Annotated in this window: 15 protein-coding genes; 11 read left to right on the forward strand and 4 right to left on the reverse strand. The window is 69.5% G+C overall.

What is annotated here, in order from left to right; translation table 11 throughout:
• Both VJ693_RS10220 and VJ693_RS10225 read right to left on the reverse strand, forming a co-directional pair.
• Nucleotides 1–1,852: glycoside hydrolase family 3 protein (locus VJ693_RS10220; RefSeq protein ID WP_414652252.1), on the reverse strand; the 1,852-nt coding region annotated here is incomplete at its 3' end.
• Nucleotides 1,852–4,653 carry a TonB-dependent receptor gene (locus VJ693_RS10225; RefSeq protein ID WP_324153822.1) on the reverse strand — a complete coding sequence of 934 codons (2,802 nt, stop codon included), beginning with the start codon at nt 4,651–4,653 and terminating at the stop codon, nt 1,852–1,854. The genes VJ693_RS10220 and VJ693_RS10225, both read right to left, overlap by 1 nt.
• A gap of 232 nt (nt 4,654–4,885) precedes the next feature.
• Between VJ693_RS10225 and VJ693_RS10230 the strand changes: the two genes are divergently transcribed.
• The 9 genes from VJ693_RS10230 to VJ693_RS10270 all read left to right on the forward strand — a co-directional run bounded on the left by VJ693_RS10230 (nt 4,886) and on the right by VJ693_RS10270 (nt 17,609).
• Nucleotides 4,886–5,575 carry a response regulator transcription factor gene (locus VJ693_RS10230; RefSeq protein WP_324153823.1) on the forward strand — a complete coding sequence of 230 codons (690 nt, stop codon included), beginning with the start codon at nt 4,886–4,888 and terminating at the stop codon, nt 5,573–5,575.
• Nucleotides 5,572–7,059, forward strand: a complete 1,488-nt coding sequence (locus VJ693_RS10235) for a sensor histidine kinase (protein WP_324153825.1) — start codon at nt 5,572–5,574, stop codon at nt 7,057–7,059. Before VJ693_RS10230 ends, VJ693_RS10235 begins: the two co-directional genes overlap by 4 nt.
• A gap of 98 nt (nt 7,060–7,157) precedes the next feature.
• Entirely contained in the window at nt 7,158–8,432 is a 1,275-nt protein-coding gene (locus tag VJ693_RS10240; RefSeq protein WP_324153827.1) for an ABC transporter substrate-binding protein, read from the forward strand.
• Nucleotides 8,429–9,310: a sugar ABC transporter permease gene (locus tag VJ693_RS10245; protein WP_324153829.1), complete on the forward strand. Its 882-nt coding sequence runs from the start codon at nt 8,429–8,431 to the stop codon at nt 9,308–9,310. The genes VJ693_RS10240 and VJ693_RS10245 overlap by 4 nt, the downstream gene beginning before the upstream one ends.
• Nucleotides 9,311–9,444: 134 nt before the next feature.
• Nucleotides 9,445–10,215 (forward strand): carbohydrate ABC transporter permease, encoded by a 771-nt coding sequence (locus VJ693_RS10250; RefSeq protein WP_414652253.1) that lies wholly within the window; start codon nt 9,445–9,447, stop codon nt 10,213–10,215.
• Between the two features lie 11 nt (nt 10,216–10,226).
• Complete coding sequence (locus tag VJ693_RS10255) at nt 10,227–11,309, forward strand: ABC transporter ATP-binding protein (RefSeq protein ID WP_324153832.1); 1,083 nt, start codon at nt 10,227–10,229, stop codon at nt 11,307–11,309.
• A 41-nt stretch (nt 11,310–11,350) separates the two neighbouring features.
• Nucleotides 11,351–12,613 carry an AGE family epimerase/isomerase gene (locus tag VJ693_RS10260; protein ID WP_324153834.1) on the forward strand — a complete coding sequence of 421 codons (1,263 nt, stop codon included), beginning with the start codon at nt 11,351–11,353 and terminating at the stop codon, nt 12,611–12,613.
• 76 nt (nt 12,614–12,689) lie between these two features.
• Nucleotides 12,690–15,119: a penicillin acylase family protein gene (locus VJ693_RS10265; protein WP_324153836.1), complete on the forward strand. Its 2,430-nt coding sequence runs from the start codon at nt 12,690–12,692 to the stop codon at nt 15,117–15,119.
• Nucleotides 15,120–15,260: 141 nt separating this feature from the next.
• Complete coding sequence (locus VJ693_RS10270) at nt 15,261–17,609, forward strand: methyl-accepting chemotaxis protein (RefSeq protein ID WP_324153838.1); 2,349 nt, start codon at nt 15,261–15,263, stop codon at nt 17,607–17,609.
• Between the two features lies 1 nt (nt 17,610).
• On the opposite strand, the gene VJ693_RS10275 is transcribed toward VJ693_RS10270, so the two are convergent.
• Nucleotides 17,611–20,856, reverse strand: a complete 3,246-nt coding sequence (locus VJ693_RS10275; protein ID WP_324153840.1) for an efflux RND transporter permease subunit — start codon at nt 20,854–20,856, stop codon at nt 17,611–17,613.
• A gap of 33 nt (nt 20,857–20,889) precedes the next feature.
• Complete coding sequence (locus VJ693_RS10280; protein ID WP_324153842.1) at nt 20,890–22,068, reverse strand: efflux RND transporter periplasmic adaptor subunit; 1,179 nt, start codon at nt 22,066–22,068, stop codon at nt 20,890–20,892.
• 305 nt (nt 22,069–22,373) lie between these two features.
• Here VJ693_RS10280 and VJ693_RS10285 point away from each other — a divergent pair, with 305 nt between their 5' ends.
• Both VJ693_RS10285 and VJ693_RS10290 read left to right on the forward strand, forming a co-directional pair.
• Nucleotides 22,374–23,573: an efflux RND transporter periplasmic adaptor subunit gene (locus VJ693_RS10285; RefSeq protein ID WP_324153844.1), complete on the forward strand. Its 1,200-nt coding sequence runs from the start codon at nt 22,374–22,376 to the stop codon at nt 23,571–23,573.
• Between the two features lie 3 nt (nt 23,574–23,576).
• Nucleotides 23,577–26,789 carry an efflux RND transporter permease subunit gene (locus tag VJ693_RS10290; RefSeq protein ID WP_324153846.1) on the forward strand — a complete coding sequence of 1,071 codons (3,213 nt, stop codon included), beginning with the start codon at nt 23,577–23,579 and terminating at the stop codon, nt 26,787–26,789.
• Nucleotides 26,790–26,796 lie beyond the last annotated feature (7 nt).

Here is a 26,796-nt window from a genome sequence, read left to right on the forward strand (position 1 = left end):
CGTTCAGCGGCGTCTGGCAAGCGGCCCCCGGCCACGAGAAGGCGAGCCGCCCGCGGAAATCGGGCTGCGCCTGGCCCGGGGCCGCGCGCACCAGCAGGTCGGCCACGCCACCACCCTCGGTGCCCGGGAGCCAGGCGGCGACGAAGGCGTCGGAGCGGTTCAGCAGGTCGTTCACGTGCAGCGCGCGACCCGACAGGAACACCGTCACCACCGGCCTGCCCTGCCCCGCCACCCGCTCGAGCACCGCGAGATCCTCGGGGTAGCGGCTCGAGTGGGTCAGCGTGCCCGAGGGCGGGATGTCGCCATTGCCCTCGGCATAAGGCGTCTCGCCCACCACGGCGATGACCGCGTCGAAGGCCTTCACATCGACGCCTTCACCCGTCGCACTGTGGGTCACCCGCTCGGCGCCCAGCGCCTCGCGCAGGCCGCCGAGGATGCTCGTGCCCGACGGGAAATCGTCGTTGGCATGGCCCGTACCCTGCCAGCTCAGCGACCAGCCGCCGCTTTGCAGCGCCAGGTCGTCGGCGCCCTTGCCGACGACCAGCACGCGCGCATCGCGCCGCAGCGGCAGCACGCGGCCGTTGTTCTTCAGCAGCACCAGCGATTCGCGCACCGCACGACGCGCCAGCGCGCGATCCTGCAGCGCGGCGGCCTGGCCGGCCACCGGGCTGTCGGCCGGGCTTTTGTCGAACAGGCCCAGGCGCAACTTGACGCGGACGATGCGCGCGACGGCGTCGTCGATGCGCGCCAGCGGGATCTCGCCCGATTCGACCTGCGCGATGGTGTTGGCGATGAAGGCCCTCCACTCGTCGGGCACCATCACCATGTCGATGCCGGCGTTGATGGCCTGCGCGCAGCGAGCATTCGTGCAGCCCGGCACCTGGCCGATGCCGTTCCAGTCGGACACGACGAAGCCGTCGAAGCCCATGCGGCGCTTGAGCAGGCCGGTCAGCAGCGCCTGGCTGCCGTGCATCTTGCCGTGGTCCTCGCCGCGCGCCACGTCGTTCCAGCTGTTGAACGAGGCCATCACGGTCTGCGCACCGGCCGCGAGGGCCCGGTAATACGGGACGGCATGCACCTGCGCCATCTGGGCGCGGGTCGAGCGGTTCACGCCTTGGTCCTGGCCGCCGGCGGTGCCGCCGTCGCCGAAGAAATGTTTCGCGGTGGCGGCCACCGAGACACCGTCGTTCAGCCTGCCCTGCAGGCCGCGCACATAGGCCTCGGCGAGGGTGCCGACACGCTCGGGCTGCTCGGAAAAACTCTCGTAGGTGCGGCCCCAGCGGTCGTCGCGTGCGACCGCGATGGTCGGCGCGAAGACCCATTGGATGCCTGTGGCCCGCACCGCGCGCGCCGTGGCGGCGCCGACCTCGCGCACCAGCGCCGGGTCGTTGGTGGCGCCCAGGCCGATGTTGTGCGGGAACAGCGTGGCGCCGCGCACGTTGTTGTGGCCGTGGACTGCGTCGGTGCCCCAGATGATCGGCACCGGCATCCGCATGTCGGTGGACATCGAGGCGCGGTGGTAGGCCATGGACAGCGAGAGCCAGTCGCCCACCGTCGCATCGCGCCGCGCGCCCGGCCAGCTGCCGCCGCCGTTCAGCACCGAGCCGATGTAGTAGCGCCGGACCTCGTCCGGCGTGATCGACTGGATCTCCGGCTGGGTCATCTGGCCGACCTTCTGCGCCAAGGTCATCGAGCCGACGATCGCGGCAACCCGCGCCTCCAGCGCCGCATCGCGCGGCGTGGAAGGCAGGGCCGGGAAGTCGAGCTCGACGGGCCGGGCCGTCGCCACGGCGGCCGCGGCCGCCAGAGCGACGGCCGCGAGCCGGCGCAGCATTCTTCGCTGCAACGTCATCAGAGCTTGTAGTTCACGCCGAAGAGGTACTGGCGACCGTAGGTGTTGTACTCCTGCGGTGCAATCACCTCGCCGAAACCATTGCCCTGGCGCGTCGCGTAAGGCGCGTCGGTCAGGTTGTTGACCTGCAGCAGCAGCGACAGGCCCTTGAGCGCGCCGGTCTCGAACTCGTAGCCGATCTGCGCATCGACCTGCTTGTCGGGCAGGATCTCGGTGAACTGGCGCGCGTTGTGCAGGCCGGTGATCTCGCCGCGGAAGGCCGAGCGGTAGCGCTGGCTGATGCGGGCGGAGAAGCCGTTCTGCTCGTAGTACGCCGTCACGTTGCTGACCACGCCCGACAGGCCCGGCAGATGGGTCGGCTGGTCAGGCCCGTCGGGATGCAGGTTACTCCTCGTGTACGCGCTGCTGGCGGCGATGCCGAAGCCCTCGAGCGGCTTGAACCACGTGCCGGCATCCAGCGAGGTGCTCAGTTCCACACCCTGCACGAAGCCACCCTTGCCGTTGGCCGGGCGGGTGAAGGTGCCGATGTTCGAGATCGGGGTGATGGTCGTCGTGTTCGGGTAGCCGCTGAAGTCGTAGTTGTCGTCCGTCTGCGTGTAGATGTACGTCTCCAGATCCTTGAAGAAGTACGCGGCGGCAACGTAGCTGCGCTTGCCGAAGTACTTCTCCCACGACAGGTCGTACGAGGTGGCACGCCACGGCTCGAGCGCCGGGTTGCCGCCGCTGCCGCTCCAGGTGCGCTTGGTCGGGTCGATGCCGACCTCGGCCCCCGCACGCATGTCGTCCATGCGACCGCGGGCCAGCGTCTTCGCGGCACCGAAGCGCAGGAACTGGTCGGACGCCAGCTCGAACACCAGGTTCAGGCTCGGCAGCACGTCGTCGTACTGGTGGCCGAGCGAGAACTCGGAGAACACCTCCTGGTTCGTCGTCTGGTCCTTCAGGCGAGAGAAGCCGGTCGAACTCTGGTCGGTGTGGATGAACTGCAGGCCCAGGTTGCCGCGCACCGGCAGCGACCCGATCGAGGTGTCGATGTCGAGCTTGGCGAACGCCGTCGTGACCTTCTCGCCGATGCTGTAGTTGCGGAACGTGATCTGGTCGGCCGCCTGCGTGGTCGTGTCCATGTAGCGGTTGATCACGCCCATCACGTCGTACGACAGCACGCCCGGAATCCCGGCGAACGACAGCGAGGTGGCCGGATCCACCAGGCTGGGATCGACCAGCACCGGCGCGCGCCCGTTCTTCAGGTTCAGCGCGAGCTCGTTCATCTCGCGGTCCTTGGTCCGCTCGGCGTAGTTCACGCCAAAGTCGACTCGGCTGAAGATGCCCAGCTCGAGATCACGCTTGGCATCCAGGCGGATGGCTTGCAGCTCGTCGATCGCCTTGGGCTTCTTCCACAGGCCGTCGTGGCCCCAGCCGCCCGGGTCGCGCAGCATCACGCTGGTCGCGTCGGCGTAGTCGACGTTGGTCGGGACCAGGTGCGGGAAGCCGGCGCCGGTCGGGATCGCAAAGTCGAAGGTGCCCAGGGTCGGCGCACCGGCGTAGGTCTCGATCACGTTCTCGCTGCGCTGGGCACGCGAGTAGCTGAGATCGCCCACGAGGGTCCAGTCCGGCCCCACCTTGGCGGACAGGTTCCAGCCGATCGACTGGAGCTCGTCGTCGCGGGTGTTCAGGTCGTTGCGCACGATCATGTTCGCGTTGGCCACGGTGCCCGAGGTGATCAGCGTGGTGTTGGAACCGACCTTGGTTTCGCCGATGTTGCTGAATGCCGCACCCGGGACGCCGTTCCAGTTGTCGCCGAGGCCGCCCATCAGGCCGCGCATCGTCTCGTCCTTGCTGAACTTCGAGTAGTACAGGTCGACGACGCTGTGGATGTCCTTGTTCGGCTTGTACTCGACGACCGCCATCAGGCCGTCACGGGTCTGCTTGCGCGACACCGCTTCCACCTCGAAGCCGTTGAGGTAGGTGTCGCCGACCGGCACGCCGGACACCGGGCTGCAACCCCAGTCGGCCTGGTGCTGGGCGCAGAAGGAGTTCTCCTCGCCTTGCGAGAAGCCCCAGGCCTTGTAATGCTTCTCCTGCCCCGGCGAATCGAGGTGGGCGAAGCCCAGCGCGACGCCCACCGTGCGGTCGGCGAACTGGTCGACGTACGAGGCGCTGAAGCGGCCGCCGGTGGCGCTGGTGTTGTCGTTCAACGCGCCGTTCGAGTTGTACTCGGCCCGCGCATTCAACACGATGGTGCGCTCGGCCATGTCCAGTGGGCGGATCGTGCGCAGGTCCACCGTGCCCGACAGGCCTTGCCCGATCAGCGTGCCATCAGGGGTCTTGTAGACGGTGGCCGCATTGATCAGCTCCGACGGGAACTGGTCATACTCGACCGAACGGTTGTCGCCGGTCGTGACCTGTTCGCGGCCGTTGAGCAGCGTGCCGGCGAAATCGGGCGACAGGCCGCGAATGGCGATGACCTGCGCACGGCCGGCCACGCGCTGGCCGGCCAGGCCGGGCAGCCGGGCCAGTGCCTCGCCGATGCTCACGTCGGGCAGCTTGCCGATGTCTTCGGCCGAGATGGCTTCGACAATCGAATCGGAATTGCGCTTGACGGCGACCGAGCTCTCGATCGAGTGGCGCAGGCCGGTGACGACCACCGTCTGCAACTGCTCGGGCGGCTTGGCCGCGTCCTGCGCCATCACCGGCGCACTGAGCATGACGGCGAAGGTGGAACAGGCGGCGGCGACCGGCGTCGCTCGGAAGCGGGCGGCTCGCCGGGTGCGGTGCCCCCTTGTGGCGCTGTCGGGCTGGGTCATCGGATGTCTCCTGTGAATCGGTCGTGTGTGGGCGGTCGTGGGGTTCATGGGGCCACTGGGCGGCCATGCGCTGTGCCCGCCCGAGTGGCTCGACGCCATTGTTAATGTTTCTGTAATGTCGTTAATATGCCGTTAACCCTAATGGCACCACGGTCCAATCCTGACGTAGCCGCCTTAGCGACACATGAACAGTCGCGTTAAAGTGCAGTCCGTCCCTTTGCGAGACCTTCCGATGCACACCGCCGCTACCCTGCTGCTGGCCGAAGACGATGCGATCCTGGCCGATGCGCTGTCGTCGCAGCTGCGCCGCGCGGGCTTCGAGGTGGAGCTGGCGCCCAATGGCGCGGTGGCCGAGTACCTGCTGCAGCGCCAGCCTTTCGACCTGGGCATCCTCGACCTGAACCTGCCCATGGTCGACGGGCTGACGGTGCTGCGCCGGGCGCGGGCCGCGCAGCGCACGCTGCCGGTGCTGATCCTCACGGCGATGGACAACCTGGACGACCGCGTGGCGGGCCTGAACGCCGGCGCCGACGACTACCTGACCAAGCCTTTCGATTTCCCCGAGCTCGAGGCGCGGCTGCATGCGCTGCTGCGCCGCGTGCGGCCGGCCAGCAGCGGCGCCGAGATCGGCCAGCTGGTGTTCGACCGCGACGCGCGCCGCGCCACGGTGCGCGGCGAGCCGCTCGACCTGAGCCCGCGCGAGTGGATGTTGCTCGACCTGCTGTTGTCGCAGCGCGACAAAGTGGTCACCAAGGACCAGATCGGCCAGGCCTGGGACCTGGACCGCAGCGAAAGCGGCGGCGCCAGCTCGATCGAGGTCTACATCCACCGCCTGCGCCGCAAGCTCGAGCGCTCGGGCGTGGGCATTCGCACCGTGCGCGGCCTGGGCTACCTGCTCGAAGCCGAGGCGCCTCGCGCGTGAGCACGCGCGAGGCGGCCCCGCGCGGCTGGCTGACCAGCATGCCCGGTGCGCGCTCGCTGCACCGCCAGCTGTTCGTCTGGCTGCTGCTGCCGCAGATCGTGCTGTGGGTCGCCGCCGCCTCGTTCACCTATGGCCTGGCGGCCCGCTATGCCAACGAGGCGATCGACGCCAGCCTGAGCCAGGCCTCGCGCGCGCTGGCGCGCCAAGTCAAGCCGATGTCCAGCGGGCTGTTCATCGACTTCCCGCGCTCGGCGCAGGACATCCTCGAGTCCGATCCGTCCGACCGCGTGCTCTACACGGTCAGCACGCCGCCCGGCCAGTTCATCCTCGGCAACCGCAACCTGCCGCCGCCGCCGGCGATCTCGCAGCCCGTGCTCGGCGAGCCCTACTTCTACGACGGCACGCTGCTGCCCACGGGCCACGGCGACGACGCGGTGCCTGCCGAGCGCGTGCGCGTGGTGGCGCTGTATCTGCAGTACGGCGACGAGGGCGCACCGACCGGCACGATGCTCGTGCAGGTGGCCCGCTCGCGTGCCAACCGCGAGGAGCTGGCGCGCCGCATCCTGCTCGACACCGCCCTGCCCCTGTCCGGCCTGATCGTGCTGATGACGATGATCGTCTGGGGCGGCATCCGGGCCGGCCTGAAGCCGCTGGCGCTGCTGCAGCGCCAGGTCGAGGGCCGCGCGGCCAACGACCTGGCGCCGATCCGGCTCGACGCCGCGCCCCCTGAGGTGCGCGCACTGGCCGGCGCGATGAACACTTTGCTGCAGGAGGTGCACCACAACGTGGTCGCGCAGCGCCGCTTCATCAGCGACGCGGCCCACCAGCTGCGCACGCCGCTGGCCGGACTGAAGAGCCAGACGGAGCTGGCGCTGCGCGAGGCCAGCGACCCCGCGCTGATCGAGCGGCTGCGCCGCGTGCACGAGAGCGCCACCCGCAGCGCCCACCTGGTGAACCAGTTGTTGAGCCTGGCCCGGGCCGAGCCCGAGTCGGCGATGCTGCAGGACCGGGTGCCGATCGACCTGCAGCGCCTGGCGCACGAGGTGACCGCCGAGCTGGTGCCACGCGCGCTGGCCGCGCACATCGACCTGGGCTGCGAAGACCCGGACGGCGACGACCACGGCCGCGATACCGAGCCGGCGCCGATCTGCGTGCGCGGCATCGGCCTGCTGCTGCGCGAGGCGCTCGTGAACCTGATCGACAACGCCATCCGCTATGCCGGCGCCGGCGCGACGGTGACGGTGCGGGTGCGCCGCGAGGGCGACCGGGTGCTGATGGAAGTCGAGGACAACGGGCCGGGCATACCTGCCGCCGAGCAGGCGCAGGTGTTCGAGCGCTTCGCGCGCGCCACACACGACGGCACCGGCTGCGGCCTGGGTCTCGCCATCGTGCGCGAGATCGTCGAGCGCCACGCCGGGCGGGTCTGGATCGAGACAGCCCAGCCGCGCGGCGCGCTGGTCAGGGTGTCGCTGCCGGCCAGCTGAACGCCTGCACAGCAGGGAAAGCCCTTCCTTTCAGGAAATTAATGTTTCGTTAATATTCTGGCATTCGGCGCCTGCCGACCGTTTTCGCTGGAGGAACCATGCCCGTTGCCGACTCGGCCCTGCGCCGATCCCTGCTCAGTCTTGCCCTCGGGGCCTTCGCCACGCTGGGCCTGGGCCCCGCGGCCCGGGCCGGCGAGGTGGAGGTGCTGCACTGGTGGACGAGCGGCGGCGAGGCGCGCGCCGCCCAGGCGCTGAAAGCCAGCCTGCAGGCCAAGGGCCACCAATGGAAAGACTTCGCGGTCGCCGGCGGCGGCGGCGACGCGGCGATGACCGTGCTGAAGTCGCGCGTCGTCTCGGGCAACGCGCCGGCCGCCGCGCAGATCAAGGGGCCGGCGCTGCAGGAGTGGGCGGCCGAAGGCGTGCTGGCCAGCATCGACGACGTCGCCAAGGCCGAGCACTGGGACGAGGTGCTGCCCAAGGTCGTCGCCGACATCATGAAATACAAGGGCAGCTACGTGGCCGTGCCCGTCAACGTCCACCGCGTGAACTGGCTGTGGGTGAACACGGCAGCCTTCAAGAAGGCCGGCGCGAACGTGCCGACCACCTGGGACGAGTTCTTCACCGCCGCCGAGGCGCTGAAGAAGGCCGGCATCACGCCGATCGCCCATGGCGGCCAGAACTGGCAGGACCTGACCACCTTCGAGGCCGTGGTCATCGGCGTGGGCGGGGCCGATTTCTACCGCAAGGCGCTGGTGCAGCTGGACCCCGCCACGCTGAAGAGCCCGACGATGGAGAAGGCGCTCGCGACATTCAAGCGCATCAAGCCCTACACCGACCGCAACGCCGCCGGGCGCGATTGGAACCTCGCCACCGCGATGGTGATCCGCGGCGAGGCCGGCATGCAGATCATGGGCGACTGGGCCAAGGGCGAGTTCATCGCCGCCGGCAAGCAGCCAGGCAAGGATTTCATCTGCACGCCCGCGCCCGGCACGGCCAAGGCCTTCAGCTTCAACATCGATTCGTTCGCGATGTTCAAGCTCAAGTCCGACGCCAACACGCGCGCCCAGCGCGACCTCGCGGCCGCCATCCTGTCGCCCGAGTTCCAGGAGACCTTCAGCCTGAACAAGGGCTCGATCCCGGTGCGGCTCGGGCTGAAGATGGACAAGTTCGACGATTGCGCCAAGGCCTCCGCGAAGGATTTCGTCGACACCGCCCGCTCGGGCGCGCTGGTGCCCTCGCTGGCCCATGGGATGGCCGTGCCGGCCGCGGCCGAGGGCGCGATCAAGGACGTCATCAGCCAGTTCTGGAACAGCGACAAGATGAGCGCCAAGGAGGCAATGGACCGCCTCGCCACGGCCGCGCGCACGCGATGAGCGGCCCGCGAAGCGCGCCCGGCGCGAGCTGGCTGCCGCGCCTGGTGATCGCGCCGTCGTTCGTGCTGTCGTTCCTGTTCATCTACGGGTTGATGGCGTGGAACGGCTACCTTTCGGTGTCGGCCTCGCGCCTGCTGCCCAACTACGAATTCGTCGGCCTGGCGCAGTACGAGGCGCTGTGGGAGAGCGAGCGCTGGGGTGTCGCGCTGAAGAACCTCGGCATCTTCGGCGGCCTGTTCATCGGCGGGGGCATGGCGCTCGGGCTGCTGCTGGCCATCCTGCTCGACCAGAAGGTGCGGGCCGAGGGCCTGCTGCGCACGATCTACCTGTACCCGATGGCGCTGAGCTTCATCGTCACCGGCACGGCCTGGAAGTGGATCCTGAATCCGGGCCTGGGGCTGGAGCACCTGGTGCAGCAATGGGGCTTCGAATCGTTCAGCTTCGGCTGGCTGGTCGACCCCGACATGGCGATCTACTGCATCGTGATCGCCGGCATCTGGCAAAGCGCCGGCTTCGTGATGGCGCTGTTCCTGGCCGGCCTGCGCGGCATCGACGACTCGATCATCAAGGCCGCCCAGGTCGACGGCGCCAGCCTGCCGCGCATCTACTGGCGCATCATCATCCCCTCGCTGCGGCCGGTGTTCTTCTCGACGCTGATGGTGGTCAGCCACCTGGCGATCAAGAGCTTCGACCTGGTGATGGCCTTGACGGCCGGCGGCCCCGGCTACGCGACCGACCTGCCCGCCACCTTCATGTACACGATGGCCTTCTCCCGCGGCCAGATCGGCCTGGGCGCGGCCAGCGCGACCATCATGCTGGCCACCGTGGCGGCGATCGTCGTGCCCTACCTGTATTCCGAACTGAGGGTGAAGCGATGAGCCCACGCATTCCGCGCCTCGTGGCGGAGCCCGTGCCGGTGGGGCGGCCGCGCCTTGCGGTCGATCCGGCGCGCATCCTGCTGCTCGGCACCCTGCTGCTGTTCGCGGCCGTCTTCCTCGCGCCGCTGTACGTGATGGTCGCGACCTCGCTCAAGAGCATGGACGAGATCCGCAACGGCACGCTGTTGTCGCTGCCGCTGTCGCCGAGCTTCGCCGCCTGGGCCAAGGCCTGGTCCGAGGCCTGCACGGGCACCGACTGCGGCGGCCTGAAGCCGTTCTTCATGAACTCGGTGCTGATGGTCGTGCCGGCCGTCGCGGCGTCCACGCTGATCGGCGCGCTCAACGGCTACGTGCTCAGCAAGTGGCGTTTTCGCGGCAGCGAGCTGATGTTCGCGCTGCTGCTGTTCGGCGTCTTCATGCCGATGCAGGTCGTGCTGCTGCCGATGAGCCAAGTGCTCGGCTGGCTGGGGCTGGCGGCGTCGGTCTGGGGCCTGATCCTGGTGCACGTGGTCGCCGGCATCCCGAGCACGACGCTGTTCTTCCGCAACTACTACGTCGGCCTGCCGGATGAGCTGATCAAGGCCGCGATGCTCGACGGCGCCGGCTTCTGGCAGATCTTCCGCCGCATCGTGCTGCCGCTGTCGACGCCGATCCTGGTCGTCACGCTGATCTGGCAGTTCACCAACATCTGGAACGACTTCCTCTACGGCGTGGTGTTCTCCGGCGCCGATTCGAAACCGATCACGGTGGGCCTGAACAACCTGGCCAACACCTCCAGCAGTGTCAAGGAATACAACGTGGACATGGCCGCCGCGATGATCGCCGCGCTGCCCACGCTGCTCGTCTACATCGTCGCAGGCAAGTACTTCGTGCGCGGGCTGACCGCCGGCGCCGTCAAGGGATGAAAAGAAATCAGATGGGTGCGCTTTCCATTCAGCAGGTCCGCAAGAGCTACGGGTCGGTCGAGATCCTCAAGGGCATCGACATCGCGATCGAGCCGGGTGAGTTCCTGATCCTCGTCGGGGCCTCGGGCTGCGGCAAGTCGACGCTGCTGTCGATGATTGCGGGGCTGGATGTCCCGACCAGCGGCCGCATCCTCATCGGCGAGCGCGACGTGACGCACCTGCCCAGCCGAGAGCGCGACATCGCCATGGTGTTCCAGAGCTACGCGCTCTACCCCAACATGAACGTCGCGCAGAACATCGCCTTCGGGCTCGAGATGCGCAAGGTGCCCAAGTCCGAGCGGGAGGCGGCGGTGGCCCGGGTGGCGCAGATGCTGCAGATCGACCACCTGCTGGATCGCAAGCCCGGCCAGCTCTCGGGCGGCCAGCGCCAGCGCGTGGCGATGGGCCGGGCGCTGGCGCGCGACCCGAAGCTGTTCCTGTTCGACGAGCCGCTGTCCAACCTCGACGCCAAGCTGCGCGTCGAGATGCGTGCCGAGATCAAGCGGCTGCACCAGCGCACCCGCACGACCACCGTCTACGTCACCCACGACCAGGTGGAGGCGATGACGCTGGGCGACCGCATCGCGGTGATGCGCGATGGCCGGGTCGAGCAGTTCGGCACGCCGGACGACATCTACACCCGCCCTGCCACGCGCTTCGTCGCCGAGTTCATCGGCTCGCCGGCGATGAACCTGGTGGCCGCCCAGCCGACCCCCGTGGGTGCCAGCGCCGGCGGCCTGCCCCTGCCGATGTCGGACGCCCAGCGCGACGCCCTGCATGCCCTGAGCACGGCCCGAGCCGGCGACCTGCGCTACGGCGTGCGGCCCGAGCACCTGACGCTGGCCGGGCCGGATGGCACGCCCGCCCTGTCCGGCCAGCTGGCGATGGTCGAGCCCACCGGGCCGGAGACCTATGCGATGGTCGACACCCCGCTGGGCACCTGGACGGCCCGGGTGCCCGGCAAGGTGGCCGCGCGGGTTGGCGATGCCGTGTCACTGGCCTGGAACCCGGCGTCCGTGCATCTTTTCGACGCCGACGACCGGCGTGTTGCATAGGACTACTGCAATGCAGCAAAGGCCGGCGTAGCATCGCCGGCATGAAGCATGCCCCCGAATTCCGCAGCACCGAGTTCCTGCGCGAGCAGGTGCTGCAGGCGATGGCCTTCTACGAGGACCGGGCACCGGACCCGTCCGGCGGCCTGTACCACTTCTTCCGCGACGACGGCACGGTCTACGACCGCCACACGCGCCATCTCGTCAGCAGCACGCGCTACGTCTTCACCTTCGCCAACGCGGCCCGGCACTTCCCGGATCACCCGCATGCCGCCCGTTGGCTCGACACCGCGCGCCACGCGCTGGCCTTCATCGAAGACGTCCACAAGGACCCGGCCAGCGGCGGCTACACCTGGCTGCTGCACTGGGAGGGCGGCAAGAAGCAGGTCATCGATGCGACCCAGCACTGCTACGGCCTGGCCTTCGTGCTGCTGGCCCAGGCGCACGCGCTGCGTGCCGGCATCGCCGAGGCGCGCGCCGGGCTGGACGCGACGGTGGCCCTGATGGAGCAGCGCTTCTGGGAGCCGGCCGCAGGCCTGTACGCCGACGAAGCCGCACCCGACTGGCAACTGCGCCCCTACCGCGGCCAGAATGCCAACATGCACGCCTGCGAGGCGATGCTCGCGGCCTACGAGGCCACCGGCGACACCTTCTGCCTGCGCCGCGCGACGACGCTGGCGCAGTCGGTGACTCACCGGCTGGCGAGCCAGTCGCACGGCCTGGTCTGGGAGCACTACCACACCGACTGGACGCCCGACTGGAACTACAACCGCCACGACCGCAGCAACATCTTCCGCCCCTGGGGCTTCCAGACCGGCCACCTGACCGAGTGGGCCAAGCTGCTGCTGACGCTGGAGCGCCTGACACCCAACGCGCCGGAAGACAGCTGGATGCTGCACCACGCGCGAGACCTGTTCGCCGCTGCGGTGCAGCACGGCTGGGATCGCCACCACGGCGGCCTGGTCTATGGCTTCGCGCCCGAAGGCGACCCCGTGACCGACACCCACATGAAGGTCTGCGACGGCGACAAGTACCACTGGGTCCAGTCCGAGTCGATCGCCGCCGCCGCCGTGCTGGCCGAGCGCACCCACGAGGGCCACTACTGGGACTGGTACGACCGGATCTGGGGCTACGCCTGGGAACATTTCGTCGACCACCAGCACGGCGCGTGGTTCCGCATCCTCACGCACGACAACCGCAAGCTGACCGACGAGAAGAGCCCCGCCGGCAAGGTCGACTACCACAACATGGGCGCCTGCTACGAGGCGATCGCGGCCCTCGAGCGGCTGCACGGCGACGCCGGCTGAGCCGGCCCCCCACGCCGCTCCAAGGCGGCTGAGCCCCGGGCAGAATGCAGCGGTCTTCCGCTGCCTTCGCCCCGACATGAAACGTGCCTTCAAGCTGCTGGCCCTTGCCGTCCTCGGCCTGCTCGCCATCGCCGCCATCGCCCTCGCGCTGATGTGGCACGCCCGGCTGCCCCAGCGCGACGGCGCGCTGCCGCTGGCGGGGCTGAAGGCGCCGGTGCAGGTGCGCTACGACGAGGCGGGTGTGCCGCACCTCCGCGCCGAGCACGAGGTCGACCTGTACCGGGCACTGGGCTACGTGCACGCGCAGGACCGGCTGTTCCAGATGGAGATCCTGCGCCGGCTCGCCCGCGGCGAACTGGCCGAGGTGCTGGGGCCCAAGCTGGTCGACACCGATCGGCTGTTCCGCACCTTGGCGATCCGCCAGCACGCCGATGCCTACGCCGCCAAGCTCGACCCCGCCGCGCCGTCGACCCAGGCGCTCGAGGCCTACCTCGACGGCATCAACCAGTTCCAGGCCGACCATCCGGCGCCGATCGAGTTCATGGTGCTGGGCATCCCGAAGCGGCCCTTCACGACGGCGGACTCCGTGAGCGTCGCCGGCTACCTGGCCTACAGCTTCGCCGCCGCCTTCCGCACCGAGCCGGCGCTGACCCGCGTACGCGACCAGCTCGGGCCCGACTACCTGCGCATCTTCGACCTCGGCTGGTACGCCGGCGGCGTCGCCCAGGGCCAGCCCGCCGCGAGCGGCGCGACCGGCACGACCGGCCCCGCCGCCTTGAACCCGGGTGACCGGACGGACCTGGACCGCCTCGCGGCCCTGAGCCAGGGCGCGCTCGACCTGGCCGGGGTGCCCTTCTTCGAAGGCAGCAACGCCTGGGCCATCTCGGGCGCCCGCACCGCCAGCGGCAAGCCGCTGCTGGCCGGCGACCCGCACATCTCCTTCGCCGTCCCCGCCGTCTGGTACGAAGCGCATCTGTCCTCTCCCGGCTTCGAGCTCTACGGCCTGCACCAGGCGCTCAACCCGTTTGCGCTCGTCGGCCACAACCAGCGCTTCGGCTGGAGCCTGACGATGTTCCAGAACGACGACCTGGACCTGATCGCCGAGAAGCCGAACCCCGCCAACCCGAACCAGGTCTGGGTCGGCGGCCAATGGGTCGATCTGCAGCAGCGCCAGGAGACGATCCAGGTCAAGGGCGGCGCCCCGGTCACGCTGACGCTGCGCCACTCGCCGCACGGCCCGATCGTCAACGACGCGCTCGACAAGAGCGTCGGCACGAAGCCGATCGCGATGTGGTGGGCCTTCCTGGAAACCGAGAACCCGATCCTGGACGCCTTCTACCGGCTCGACCGGGCCGATGCGCTGCCCAAGGCACGCGAGGCCGCGAGCCTGATCCACGCGCCCGGGCTGAACGTGGTCTGGGCCAACGCCGGTGGCGACATCGGCTGGTGGGCCGCCGCCAAGCTGCCGCTGCGCCCCGCGGGCGTGGACCCGAGCTTCGTGCTCGACGGTGCGAGCGCCGAAGCCGACAAGCCGGGTTTCCTGCCCTTTGCCCAGAACCCGCAGGAAGAGAACCCGGCCCGCGGCTTCATCGTTTCGGCCAACCACCAGCCGGCCGCCAGCCAGCCGGTGCCCGGCTACTACAACCTCTGGGACCGCGCCCAGCGGCTGGACCAGCAGCTCGCCGCACGCGGCAGCGGCTGGGATGCCGCGGCGATGCAGGCCCTGCAGCTCGACACCCAGACGGGCTACGGCCCGCGCGTGCTGGCGCCGCTGCTGGCCGACCTGCGCGCTGCGGCCACCGCGCCCGGCGAGGCGGCCCTGGTCGAGCAGCTCGCCGCCTGGCGCGGCGACCACCCGACCGACGCGGTCGCGCCGACGCTGTTCAACCAGTTCCTGTTCGACCTGGCGCGCGAGGCGCTGGCCGACGAGCTGGGCGACGAGGTCTATGCGCTGCTGCGCCGCACCCGCGCGCTCGATCACGCCCTGCCCCGGCTCGCCGCCGATGCGACCTCGCCGTGGTGGGATCGGCGCAGCACGCCGGCCGTCAAGGAGACCCGCGCCGAGGTCGTGGCCGCCGCCTGGCGTGCCACCGTCACGCAACTGAAAGCCACCCTCGGTGGCGACCCGGCCGGCTGGACCTGGGGCCGCGCCCACCGCCTGACCCACGAGCACCCGCTGGGCAAGCAGCCGCCGCTGGACAAGGTCTTCAACGTGGGTCCGTTCGACGCCCCAGGCGGCCGCGAGACGCCGAACAACCTCAGCGGCCCGCTGGCCGGCGTGCCGGTGCCGATCACCTACGGCCCGTCGACCCGGCGGGTGATCGACTTCGCGCAGCCCGGCGCAGCGCGCGGGATCAACCCGGTCGGCCAGAGCGGCGTCTGGGGCGACCGCCATTACGCCGACCAGGCGGCCGCCTACGTCCGCGGCGAATCCCGCCCGCAGCACCTGGACGAGGCCGACGTGGCGAGCCACGTGCAGAGCACGCTGACGCTGACGCCCCACTGACCGCGGGCGCACTGGGGCAGGCGCCGGATGCCTCCAAATGCGCGCCTTTGGGCGCGCTGATCCGGCTTTCTGGCGGGCCGAGACGGCCGAACATCTCGCCAGCAAGGTGCTCCTTTCAAGCACCGCCATGGAGACCGCCTTATGAGCCCTGTCGGCCAAGCATTGCTGCGGCCAGGCACCAGCCTGATGCGCCGCCTGCGCATGCCCACCAAGATGGCGCTGATGGGGCTGATGCTGCTGATTCCGCTGTTGATGCTGATCATCTACAGCGCCCGCCAGGCTCAGGAGACCCTGCGCTTCACCCGCGATGAGCTGGCCGGCGCGCAGGTAGTGACCGAGCTGACCGACGTGGTCGCCCTGGTGCAGACCCACCGCGGCCTGACCAATCGCGTGCTGTCGAGCGAGACGGCCGCGACCGCCGAACGCGACGCCGTGCGCGCCCGCATCCAGCAGGCGCTGGCGGCCGTCGACAAGACAGCCGCGGCCGGCCTGCCCTTCGCCTTCGACGACCTGTGGAAGCCGGCGCGCGAGGCGACCGTGGCCCTGGCCGAGGGCCGGCACGCCGAGCGCCGCGACCAGGCATTTGCCGAGCACAGCCAACAGATCGAGAGGCTGCGCCAGCTGGTCCTGCAGGTCGGCGAGCGCTCCGGCCTGTTGCTGGATCCGGAGCCGGCCAGCTTCTTCCTGATGGACATGGTGACCGAGCGTGTCATCCCGTGGATCGAGACGCTCGGCCAGGCCCGCGGCCAGGGCGCGGCCCTGCTCTCGCGCGGCGACGCCAACAACGCCGAGCGCGCCACGCTGGTCGGCCGCGCCGACGCGCTGCACGCGGCGCTGATCGACGTGGGCTTCCGGGTCGAGGCGCTGCAGCGCTCGGGCGTCTCGGCGCCGACGGGCTGGGAAGCGGCGCGCGAGGCGTCGACCGCCTTCGAACAGAACATCCGCCAGACCTTCACCGCCGAGGCCATTGCTGGCGAGCCGGCAGGCTACTTTGGCCAGGGCACCGAGGCCATCGGACAGGTCATGGGTTTCAAGCAGCAAGTCCACGGCCGTCTCGTTGGCGAGCTGCAGGCGCGCGAGTTGCGCCTGACCACCCAGCTGTGGCTGCAGCTCGGCGTGTCCGCGCTGGGGGCCGGCTTCATGCTCTACCTCGGCCTGTCGTTCTACGCGAGCTTCAGTGGCGCGCTCGGCGTGCTGCAGCGCAGCGTCAGCGCGGTCGCCGCCGGCGACCTGGCCCACAAGGTGCAGATCGACGGCCGAGACGAGCTGGCCGACATCGGCCGCGTCGTCGAGCGCATGAGCGAGGGCTTGTCGGTCATGGTGGCCGAGATCCGCAGCAGCGCGGTGCGGGTGGGCCTGTCGGGCCAGCGACTGGCCGAGAGCGGCGAGGCGCTGTCGCAGCGCACCGAGGCGCAGGCGGCGAACCTCAAGCAGACCGTGGCCACCGTGGGCCAATTGAGCGACGCCGTCGCCACCAATGCCGGCGCGGCACACCAGCTCGACCGGCTGACCGTGCAGTTGCGCGACCAGGCCGAGGCCGGTGGCGCCGCCATGCGCGAGACCGTGCAGTCGATGGGCACGCTGGAAGAGAGCTCTCGCCGAGTCGGCGAGATCATCGGCGTGATCGACGGCATCGCCTTCCAGACCAACATCCTCGCGCTGAACGCCGCCGTCGAGGCGGCCCGCGCCGGCGAGGCCGGCCGCGGCTTCGCGGTGGTGGCCACCGAGGTGCGCCAGCTTGCGCAGCGCTCGAGCTCGGCCGCCGCCGAGATCCGCCAGCTGATCGGCCAGTCGACCGAGCAGGTCGGGCAGTCGGTGGCACGCATCCAGCGCACCAACGACACGCTCGATGCGGTGGTCGGCGGCGTGCGCGACGTCTCGGACAAATTGCGCGGCATCGCCCAGGCCAGCGCCCAGCAGTCGGCCAGCCTCGAAGAAGTCTCGCGCAGCGTCGGCAGCCTGGACGAGATCACCCAGCAGAACGCCGGCATGGTCGAGGAATCACACAAGGCCTCGGGCGAACTGGTCAGCCGCGCCAGCCTGTTGAGCGACGCGGTGGCGGCGATCCGCCTGCGCCAGGGCAGCGCCGACGAGGCGCGCGCTCTGGTCGACCGGGCTGTCGTGCTGATCCGCGAGCGTGGCCTGCAGGCGGCGGCACCGGCCTTCCGCGACCCCCAGGGCGGCTTCCTCGACCGCGACCTCTACATCTTCGTGACCGACCGCGAGGGCCGCTATCACATCTGCGGCGGCCGGCCGGCCATGGAAGGCAAGCTGGTGCACGAGGTGCCGGGTATCGACGGCGATCGCTTCGCCCGCGAATCGTGGGAAGCGACCACCGGCAACCACTGGGTCGAATACTCGATCATCAACCAGCAGACGGGCAAGGTGCAGCCCAAGGCCAGCTACGTGGTCGCGATCAGCGACCAGTTGCTGGTGGGCTGCGGCATCTACACCTCCACCGGCCGCGTGCCGGCAGCGCTGGCCGGCTGAATCACCGGTCGGCCGGCGCGCCTTGCGGGCCGTGGCTGGGCAGGGTCGCCTCGGCGGCGTGACGCTGGCCCCAGCGCCGGTGGGCCCAGGCCGAGAGGCTCTCCAGGTAGCTGTAGATCACCGGCACGACGACCAGCGTCAGCAGCGTCGAGGTGACCACGCCACCGATGATGGCGCGGCCCATCGGAGCCTGGAACTCGCCCCCGTCGTTCAGCGCGATCGCCATCGGCATCATGCCGAACACCATCGCCGCCGTCGTCATGATGATCGGCCGCATGCGGATCTGGCCTGCCTGCAGAAGCGCATCGCGCACTGAGGCGCCTGCCCGGCGTGCATGGTTGGCGAAGTCGACCAGCAGGATCGCATTCTTGGTCACCAGGCCCATCAACATCACCAGGCCGATCATCGAGAACACGTTCAGCGTCGAGCGCCACAGCAGCAGCGCGAGCATCACGCCGATCAGCGACAACGGCAGTGACACCATGATCGCGATCGGCTGCAGGAAGCTGCCGAACTGGCTGGCCAGCACGATGTAGATGAAGATCACCGCCAGCGCCATCGCGCTGAGCAGGCCCTTGAAGGCCTCCGCCTGGTCCTTGCCCGCGCCATCGACCATGAAGCTCACGCCCGGCGGCAGCCGCGTCTCCTTGATCAGCTTCTGCACGTCGGCGTTGACGTCGCCCGACGGGCGGCCCTCGACGCCCGCGTACACCGCCTCGCGGCGCTGCAGGTTCTGGCGGCGGATCACCTCGGGGTTGAAGACCTGCTGGATCGTCGCGACCTGGTCGAGCGCGATCGGCGAGCCATCCTTGGCGAACGCCACCGGCAGCTTGGCCATCTGCTCGATGCGCTCGCGTTGGCCCTGCGGCAGGCGCAGCAGCACCTCGACCTGGTTGCCATCCGGCGTCGTCCAGTAGGTGGCGACGTCACCGTTGACGTAGGCGCGCAGCGAGGCGGCCACCTGCGGCCCGGTCAGGCCGAGCTCGCGGATCGCCGAATCCTTCAGCCGCACCGCAAAGGCCGGCAGGCCGGGCTTGACGGTCGTCTCGACGTCGACCGCGCCCTTGATCTTCTTGAGCTTCTCGGCGAACTCCTGTGCCACCTTGGTGAGTTGCTCGCCGTCGGCGCCGAGGATGGTGATCCAGATCGGGCGGTCGAAGCCGACGCTGGCCTCCAGCCCGGGGATGTTGGCGATGTCGGCGCGGATCGCGTCCTCGATCTGCTTCTGCGAGCGCTGGCGGGCGCTGCGGTCGACCAGGGCGATGTTCAGCGAGGCCTGGTTGCGGCCGGTGGCCAGGCCCTCGCCGGTCGAGCCGACCACGGTCTGCACCGTCTTGATCTCGGGGTACTTGGCGGCCAGGATGGTCTCGACCTGCATCACCTTGTCGTTGCCGCGCTCCAGGCTCGACGCCACCGGGAAGCGCAGGTTCAGCTGGGTGAAGCCCTGGTCGGTCTGCGGCACGAATTCGCTGCCGACCACGCCGCCCAGGCCGAGCGCGACGACAAAGCTCATCACGCCGCTCCAGGCGATGATGCCGCGCGGGGTCAGCGTGACGAAGCGCAGGCGGCGTGGCTTCGAGCGATCACGCCGGCCCTCGGCGTCGAACGGGTGGCCCCAGGCCGGCAACGGCGGCACGAACACGCGGTAGCGCCGGCCCGAGAAGGCCCAGTTGATCAGCTTGCCGTATATCGCGTGAAGGGCCTCCATGCCGCGGTCGGTGGCACGGATCATGTGGCCGATGCCCGGCAGGTGGCGCAGCTTCGCGCTCGGCGGGTCGCGCCAGACGCTGGACAGCATCGGGTCGAGCGTGAAGCTGACGAACAGGCTGACGATCACCGCCACCGCGACGGTGATGCCGAAGGGGTAGAAGAACTTGCCGATGATCCCGCCCATGAAGGCCACCGGCACGAACACCGCGCAGATCGCGAAGGTGGTGGCCATGACCGCCAGGCCGATCTCGTTGGTGCCTTCGTAGGCGGCGGTGTGGTGGTCCTTGCCCATGCCGACGTGCCGCACGATGTTCTCTCGCACGACGATCGCATCGTCGATCAGCAGGCCGATACACAGCGACAGCGCCATCATCGTCATGAAGTTCAGCGTGAAGCCGAAGGCGTAGACGGCGATGAAGCTGGAGATCACCGCGATCGGCAGCGTCAGGCCGGTGATGATGGTCGAGCGCCAGCTGTGCAGGAACAGGAAGACGATCGCCACCGTCAGCAGCGCGCCCTCGATCAGCGTGTGCCGCAGGCCGGTCAGCGAGTTCTTGACGAAGTCACTCGAGGCGTAGATCAGGTTCAGCTCGACATCGGCCGGCAGCGTCTTGCGCAGCTCCTCCATCGCCTCCTTGACCGCATCGCCAGTGGCGACGATGTTGGCGTCCTGCTGCTTGAAGACCGCGAAGCTGATGGCCGGCGAGCCGTTGGTGCGGGCGATCGAATCGCGCTCGCGCTCGCGCTCGACCAGGGTGCCGAGGTCGCCCAGGGTCAGCACCAGGCTGCCGCGGTGGGCGACGACGATGTCGGCGAACTGCTTCGGGTCCTTCACCCGGCCCTCGACGCGCAGGATCGCATCGGACACCTTGTCGGACACCAGGCCGACCGGCTGGTCGGCGTTGGCGGCCGCTAGCGCGGTGGAGATCTCGGCCGGCGTCACGCCGTAGGCGCGCAGGCGCAGCGGATCCAGGTCGATGCGCACCTCGCGCGTCACCAGCCCGCCGACATCGACCTTGGCCACGCCTTCGACGCGGCCCAGCCGCTTGGCGATCGTCAGGTCGGCCAGCGTCGACAGCTCGCGCGCCGACCGCGTCTTGCTCAGCAGCGCCATCACGACCACCGGCTGCGCGTTGTCGGCCTGGAAGCGCGAGACGCTGGGCTGGCGGACGTCCTTCGGGAAGACGGCCTGGGCGGCGGCGATGCGATCGCGCAGGTCCTGCATCGCGCGGCTCATGTCGGTATTCAGCGAGAACTCGACGCTGGCCTGCACCCGGCCCTCGAAGCTGCGCGACTGCACCCGGTTGACGCCGGCGATCGAGTTCAGCGCCTCCTCCAGCGGCTTGGCGACCTCACGCTCGACCGCCTCGGGCGACGCGCCCGGATAGCGGATGTCGATCCACGCACCGGGCAGAGAGATGTCGGGCATCTGCTCGACGCCCAGCTTGCTGTACGAGAACAGCCCCAGCACGCACAGCGCGACCATCACCATGGTGGCGAAGACGGGGTTGTTGATGGCGACTCGGGTCATCCACATGGTGAACCTCTGCTCTTTCTCGGGCCGAGCCGTTCAGTTGGACGCCGTGGCGACACTGGCCAGCGCCGAGGTCGGCGACGCGGCCGAGCCGGCGGTCGCGGGCGCCGGGGCGACGATGCGCGCGGAGGCGCCCTCGCGCAGGTTGTCGAAACGCATCGCCAGCACCTGGGCCTGCGGCTGCAGGCCGTCCTTGACCTCGACCAGGCCCTTGGCCTCGTCGCGCCGGCCGGTCGTCACCGCGCGGCGCAGCAGCTTGCCCTGCTCGATCGTCCAGACATATTCTTGGCCCGACGCGGTGCCGATCGCCGCCACCGGCAGTGTCAGGCGCGGCGTGGCTTCGGGCATCACGACGTGGGCCTGGGCGTACTGGCCGGCGCGCAGCCGCTCCTTCGGGTTGGCGATCGCAATCGCGACGCCGATCGAGCGGGTGCCGGGTTCGGCCGCCGGCGCGATGCGGGCGAGCTTGCCGTTGACGGCTTCAGCCACGCCTTCAACCTGCACCGTGACCGGCATGCCGGCCTGCAGCACGCCGACCTCGTGCGTGCCGACGCTGCCGGCCATCTCGAGCTGGGTCAGGTCGACGATGGTGACGATCTGCTGCTCGTTCGAGACCTTCTCGCCCGGCACCACGTGCCGCTTGGCGACGATGCCGGAGATCGGGGCCACGAGGCCGGCCTCACGCAGGTTGATTCGTACCGTCTCGGTCTGCGCCTGGGCGGCGGCCAGGTTGGCGCGGGCGCTGTCCAGCGCCGCCTTCGACGACTCCAGCGCGTTCGGCGAGATGAACTGCTGCTCGGCCAGGCGCTGGTTCGACGCATGGGTGCGTTCGGCCTGCACCATCTGCGCCCGCGCCGCCTCGACCTGCGCCTGGCGCTCGTTCAGGCGGGCGTTCAGGTCCGCCAGGTCGACCGTGCCGAGCTTCTGGCCGGCCGTGACCCGGCTGCCCTCGGCCACCGTCAGGTTCAGCAGCGTGCCGGCCGCCTTGGCCCGCACCACCGCGGTGTTGGGCGCGACCAGCGGCCCCGAGAACTCCACCGTGCCGGCCAGCGGCTGCGACTTGGGCAGCACCACCTCCTTGGCGGTGAAGTCGAGCACCTTGTCTTCAGGCTTGGCATCACCCGGCGAGCCGCCCTTTCGGGCCATCACGGCCACCGCGCCACCTGTTGCCAAAGCGGCCACGACGACTCCTCCGATCACCCAGCGCTTGTTCATGCGTGCTCCTGAAATATTCATCTGCCCCGGTCCAGGCGGCCGCAGTGTAGGAGTGTGATACGCGGCAATCACCCCACTGCCGACGAAGCGCGGCGCGGCACCGATGAAATGCAGCGGCAGGCGACGAGCCGTGCAGCGCCTCCCGACGAACCAGCACCTCGCGCCGACGAAGCGCCGTTCACCCCCGCAAGCCCGCAATTCGTCGCAGGTTTGCGCTATGGCCGGCGGCTTCACGATAAGCTCGCGCGGCTTTGCAGGATGGGGCTGCCCATCCACCATTCCAAGTTCAGTTCGGAGGATCCCTGATGTCGCGTCGCTCTTCGCCGGTGGCCATGCCCGCCAGACTGTCCGTGGCGCTGGCCGCCGCCGTGCTCGCCGCCTCGCTCGCCGGCTGCGGCAAGGCCAACGGCAACGCCGATGCGGCGGCCAAGCCAGGTGCCGCGGCCTCGGCACCCAGCCTGCTGCTGGCACCCGAGGACCTGCGCACCACGGCCGCCGGCCTGCACGCAGCGGGCCCGGTCATCACCGGCTCGATCCAGCCCGAGCGGCGCGCCGACCTGCGCGCCGAGGTGTCGGCGGTCGTGCTGCAGGTGCTGAAGGACAATGGCGAAGCGGTGCACAAGGGCGACCTGCTGGTGCGGCTGGACGACACCGCGATCCGCGACAGCCTGGCGTCAGCCGAGGAGGCTGCGCGCGCCTCCGCCCAGTCCGCCGACCAGGCCGAGCGCACTTTCCAGCGCCTGAAGACGCTGCAGGCCCAGGGCATGAGCTCGATCCAGGCGACCGACGACGCCGAAGTCCGGCGCAACAACGCCCAAAGCGACCTGGTGGCCGCCAAGTCGCGCGTGGTGGCGGCCCGCCAGCAGTTGCAGCGCACCGAGGTGCGCGCGCCTTTCGACGGCGTGGTCAGCGACCGCAAGGCGTCCGCCGGCGACACCGCCCAGATCGGCAAGGAGCTGCTCAAGGTGGTCGACCCGGCCAGCATGCGCTTCGAGGGGCTGGTCTCGTCCGATCGCATGAGCGAGCTGAAGATCGGCCAATCGGTCAGCTTCCGGGTCAACGGCGTGACCCGGGGCGAGTTCAGCGGCAGGGTCAAGCGCGTCGACCCCTCCGCCAATGCCGCCACCCGCCAGGTGGCGGTGCTGGTGTCGATCGACGATGGCCCGGTGCCCAAGGTGGCGGGCCTGTACGCCGAAGGCCAGGTGGCCACCAGCGGCGAACAGGCGCTGATGCTGCCCGAGGGGGCGCTGACCAAGGAGGGTGACAACACCTTCGTCTGGCGCGTGGACGGCAATGCGCTGAAGAAGGTCAAGGTCCAGCTCGGCGAGCGCGACCTGCGCAGCGGCGAATACGTGGTGCGCAGCGGGCTCGCCGCGGGCGACCAGATCCTGCGCGCCCCGGGCGCCACCCTGGTCGATGGCCAGCGCATCGAGCGCGCCAAGCCGGCCACCACGGCGGCGGCGCCGGCCGTGCCGGCCTCGGCCACCTCCATTGCGGGGAAGTAAGCCATGTTCTTGTCTGACTTCAGCATCAAGCGGCCGGTCGCGACGGTCGTCATCATCCTGGCGCTGATGTGCCTGGGCCTGCTCGCGCTGAACAAGCTGCGGGTCAATCAGATCCCCGACGTGCAGCAGCCGGTGCTGGTGGTCGGCATCACCTACCCGGGCGCCTCGCCCGACACGGTCGAGCGCGAGGTCATCAACCGCATCGAGAAGGCGCTGCAGAGCATCTCGGGCGTCGACGAGGTGCGCTCGACCGCGAGCGAGGGCTACGCCAACATCGTCATGATCTTCAAGTTCAGCAAGAACATGATCGAGGCGGCGGACGAGGTGCGCAACGCCATCGGCACGGTGCGCTACAAGCTGCCGGTCGAGATGCGTGAGCCGGTGCTGCAGCGCATCGACCCTTCCGCCCAGCCCATCATGCAGCTGGCGCTGTCGTCGTCCACGCAGACCCATGCCGAAATTTCGCGCCTGGCCGAAGACCAGCTCGCCGACCGCTTCCGCGGCATCCCCGGCGTGGCCGTGGTGAACGTGAACGGCGCGCTGCACCGCGAGTTGTCGGTGCTGTTGAAGGCGGAAAAGCTGCGCGAGTTCAACGTCTCGGTGGCCGAGGTCGTCAACGCGCTGCGCATGCAGAACGCCACCGCCCCGGTGGGCAAGGTGCGCGGCACGCTGGAAGACCAGAGCATCCGGCTCGTCGGGCGTATCGAGCACCCGGCGGAGTTCGAGCAGATCGTCGTGCAGCGGCGCGGCGAACAGATCGTGCGCCTGGGCCAGGTGGCGTCGGTCCAGGATGCGTTCGCCGAGGTCGGCAACCTCTCGGTGCGAAACGGCCATCCCAACGTCGGCCTGTCGATCACGCGCTCGCGCGAGTCCAGCACCGTGGGGGTCGCCGACGAGGTGCGCAAGCTGGTAGCCGAGATCGGCAAGACGCTGCCCGCGGGCACGCAACTGGAAATCACCCAGGATGGCGGCAAGGACGCCCAGAACAGCCTGAACAACGTGGTTCACGCGCTGTTCTTCGGCGCCGGGCTGACCATCTTCGTGGTCTACGCCTTCCTGAACTCCTGGCGCTCGACGCTGATCACCGCCCTCAGCCTGCCCACCTCGGTGATCGCGGCCTTCATCGCGGTCTGGCTGTGCGGCTTCACGCTGAACTTCATGAGCCTGCTCGGCCTGTCGCTGGCCATCGGCGTGCTGATCGACGACGCCATCGTGGTGCGAGAGAACATCGTGCGCCACATGGAGGCTGGCGAGGACCGGCGCACCGCCGCCCTGCGCGGCACCGCCGAGATCGGCCTGGCGGTGGCGGCCACCACCTTCTCCATCGTGGCCGTCTTCGTGCCCGTGGGCTTCATGCCCGGCGTGTCGGGCGAATGGTTCCGGCCCTTCGGCCTGACGGTGGTGACCTCGGTGCTCGTGAGCCTGTTCATCTCGTTCACGCTCGACCCAATGCTGTCTGCCTTCTGGGGCGACCCGCCGGGGCACCACCAGGCGCCCAAGCACGGCATCTCCAAGGTGCTGGGCCGCTTCAACGTCTGGTTCGACCACCAAGCCGACCGCTACGGCCGCGTCATTGCCTGGGCCCTGCACCACCGGGTGTGGATGTTCCTGTTCGCCTTCCTCAGCTTCGTCGGCGCAATCGCCCTGCAGATGACCGTCGGCGGTTCGAGCTTTCTGCCCGCGTCTGACTACGGCACCCTGGCCATCGAAGTTCGCACCCCGCCCAGCAGCAGCCTGGAGTACGCCAAGCTGAAGCTGGAAAGCGCGGCAACGCTGGCTCGCGGCATGAAGGAGACCAAGGCCACCAACAGCTACGTCAACCCGACCGGCGGCCGCATCTATGTCGACATCGGCAAAAGCACCGAGCGCAAGCGCAGTGCCATCGAGGTGGCCACGGACCTGCGTGCGCAGCTCAAGCGCCTGGTCGGCGCCGAGTACGTGGTGCTCGACGACCTGAACAACGGCGCGCAGAAGCCGGTGCAGATCCGCTTCCACGGCACCGATTCACGCAAGCTGCAGGCCATCACCAACGAGTTCATGGCCAAGCTGCGCCAGGTGCCCGGTGCGGTCGATGTGGGCCTGTCGGAACAAGACCCGCAGAACGAGCTGAAGATCGAGCTCGACCGCGGCCTGGCCAACGCGCTGGGCATCTCGGTCAACGACGCGGCGCAGGCGCTGCGGGTGGCCTTTGCCGGCGTGGAGGTGGGCGACTGGGTCGACCCCAGCGGCGAAACCCGCGACGTGGCCGTGCGCCTGGCGCCGGCCGACCGCGTGGACGCAGCCAACATCGAGCGGCTGCCCATCGCCGTGACCGGCAGCAGCACCGTGGTGCCGCTGGACCAGATCGCCACCGTGACCATGGGCAAGGGGCCGTCGCAGATCCAGCACACCGACGGCAAGCGCATGATCGCCGTGTCCGCCAACGCCCAGGGCCGCTCGGCCGGCGAGGTGACGGCCGACGCCATGAAGATCGCCAAGGCGATGAGCTACCCGCCGGGCTACGGGCTGGAACTGGGCGGCGCCTCGAAGGACCAGCAACAGGTCTTCACCGACATGGGCATCGCCGTTCTGTCGGGCATCGGCGTCATGTACCTGGTGCTGGTGATCCAGTTCGGCTCGTTCACCGCGCCGCTGCCGGTCATGATCTCGCTGCCGCTGTCGCTAATCGGCGTGGTGCTGGCGCTGCTGGCCACCGGCGGCACGATGAACCTGATGAGCCTCATCGGGGTGATCATGCTGGCCGGCCTCGTGGCGAAGAACGCCATCCTGCTGCTGGACGCGGCGCGGGTGCGCGAGGCCGAAGGCATGGACCGCGAGGAGGCCTTGATGCAGGCCGGCCGCAAGCGGCTGCGCCCCATCCTGATGACGACCTTCGCGCTGATCGCCGGCATGATGCCGGTGGCCATTGGCGTGGGCGAAGGCGGCGAGTTCTACCGCCCGATGGCGGTGGCCATCATCGGCGGCGTCATCACCTCGACCTTCCTCACCTTGCTGGTCATCCCGAGCTTCTACGACTCGATCGAGATCAAGCGCGATCACATGATCCAGAAGTTCCACGCCCGCGGCGAGCGCTGGAACCCCCTGGCCGGCTTCGTGCTGACCTTCCTGGAGTTCCTGGCTTTCATCACCTTCCTGCGCCTGTTCTGGCGCCTGGGCGGCCGCCTGTGGCGGCGCCTGCGCGGCGAGCCCGGCGCGGTCGTGCCGGCCCAGGCCTGATCGAGGA

The sequence above is a fragment of the Ideonella sp. genome, from assembly GCF_035254525.1.
Lineage (GTDB): Bacteria > Pseudomonadota > Gammaproteobacteria > Burkholderiales > Burkholderiaceae_C > Ideonella.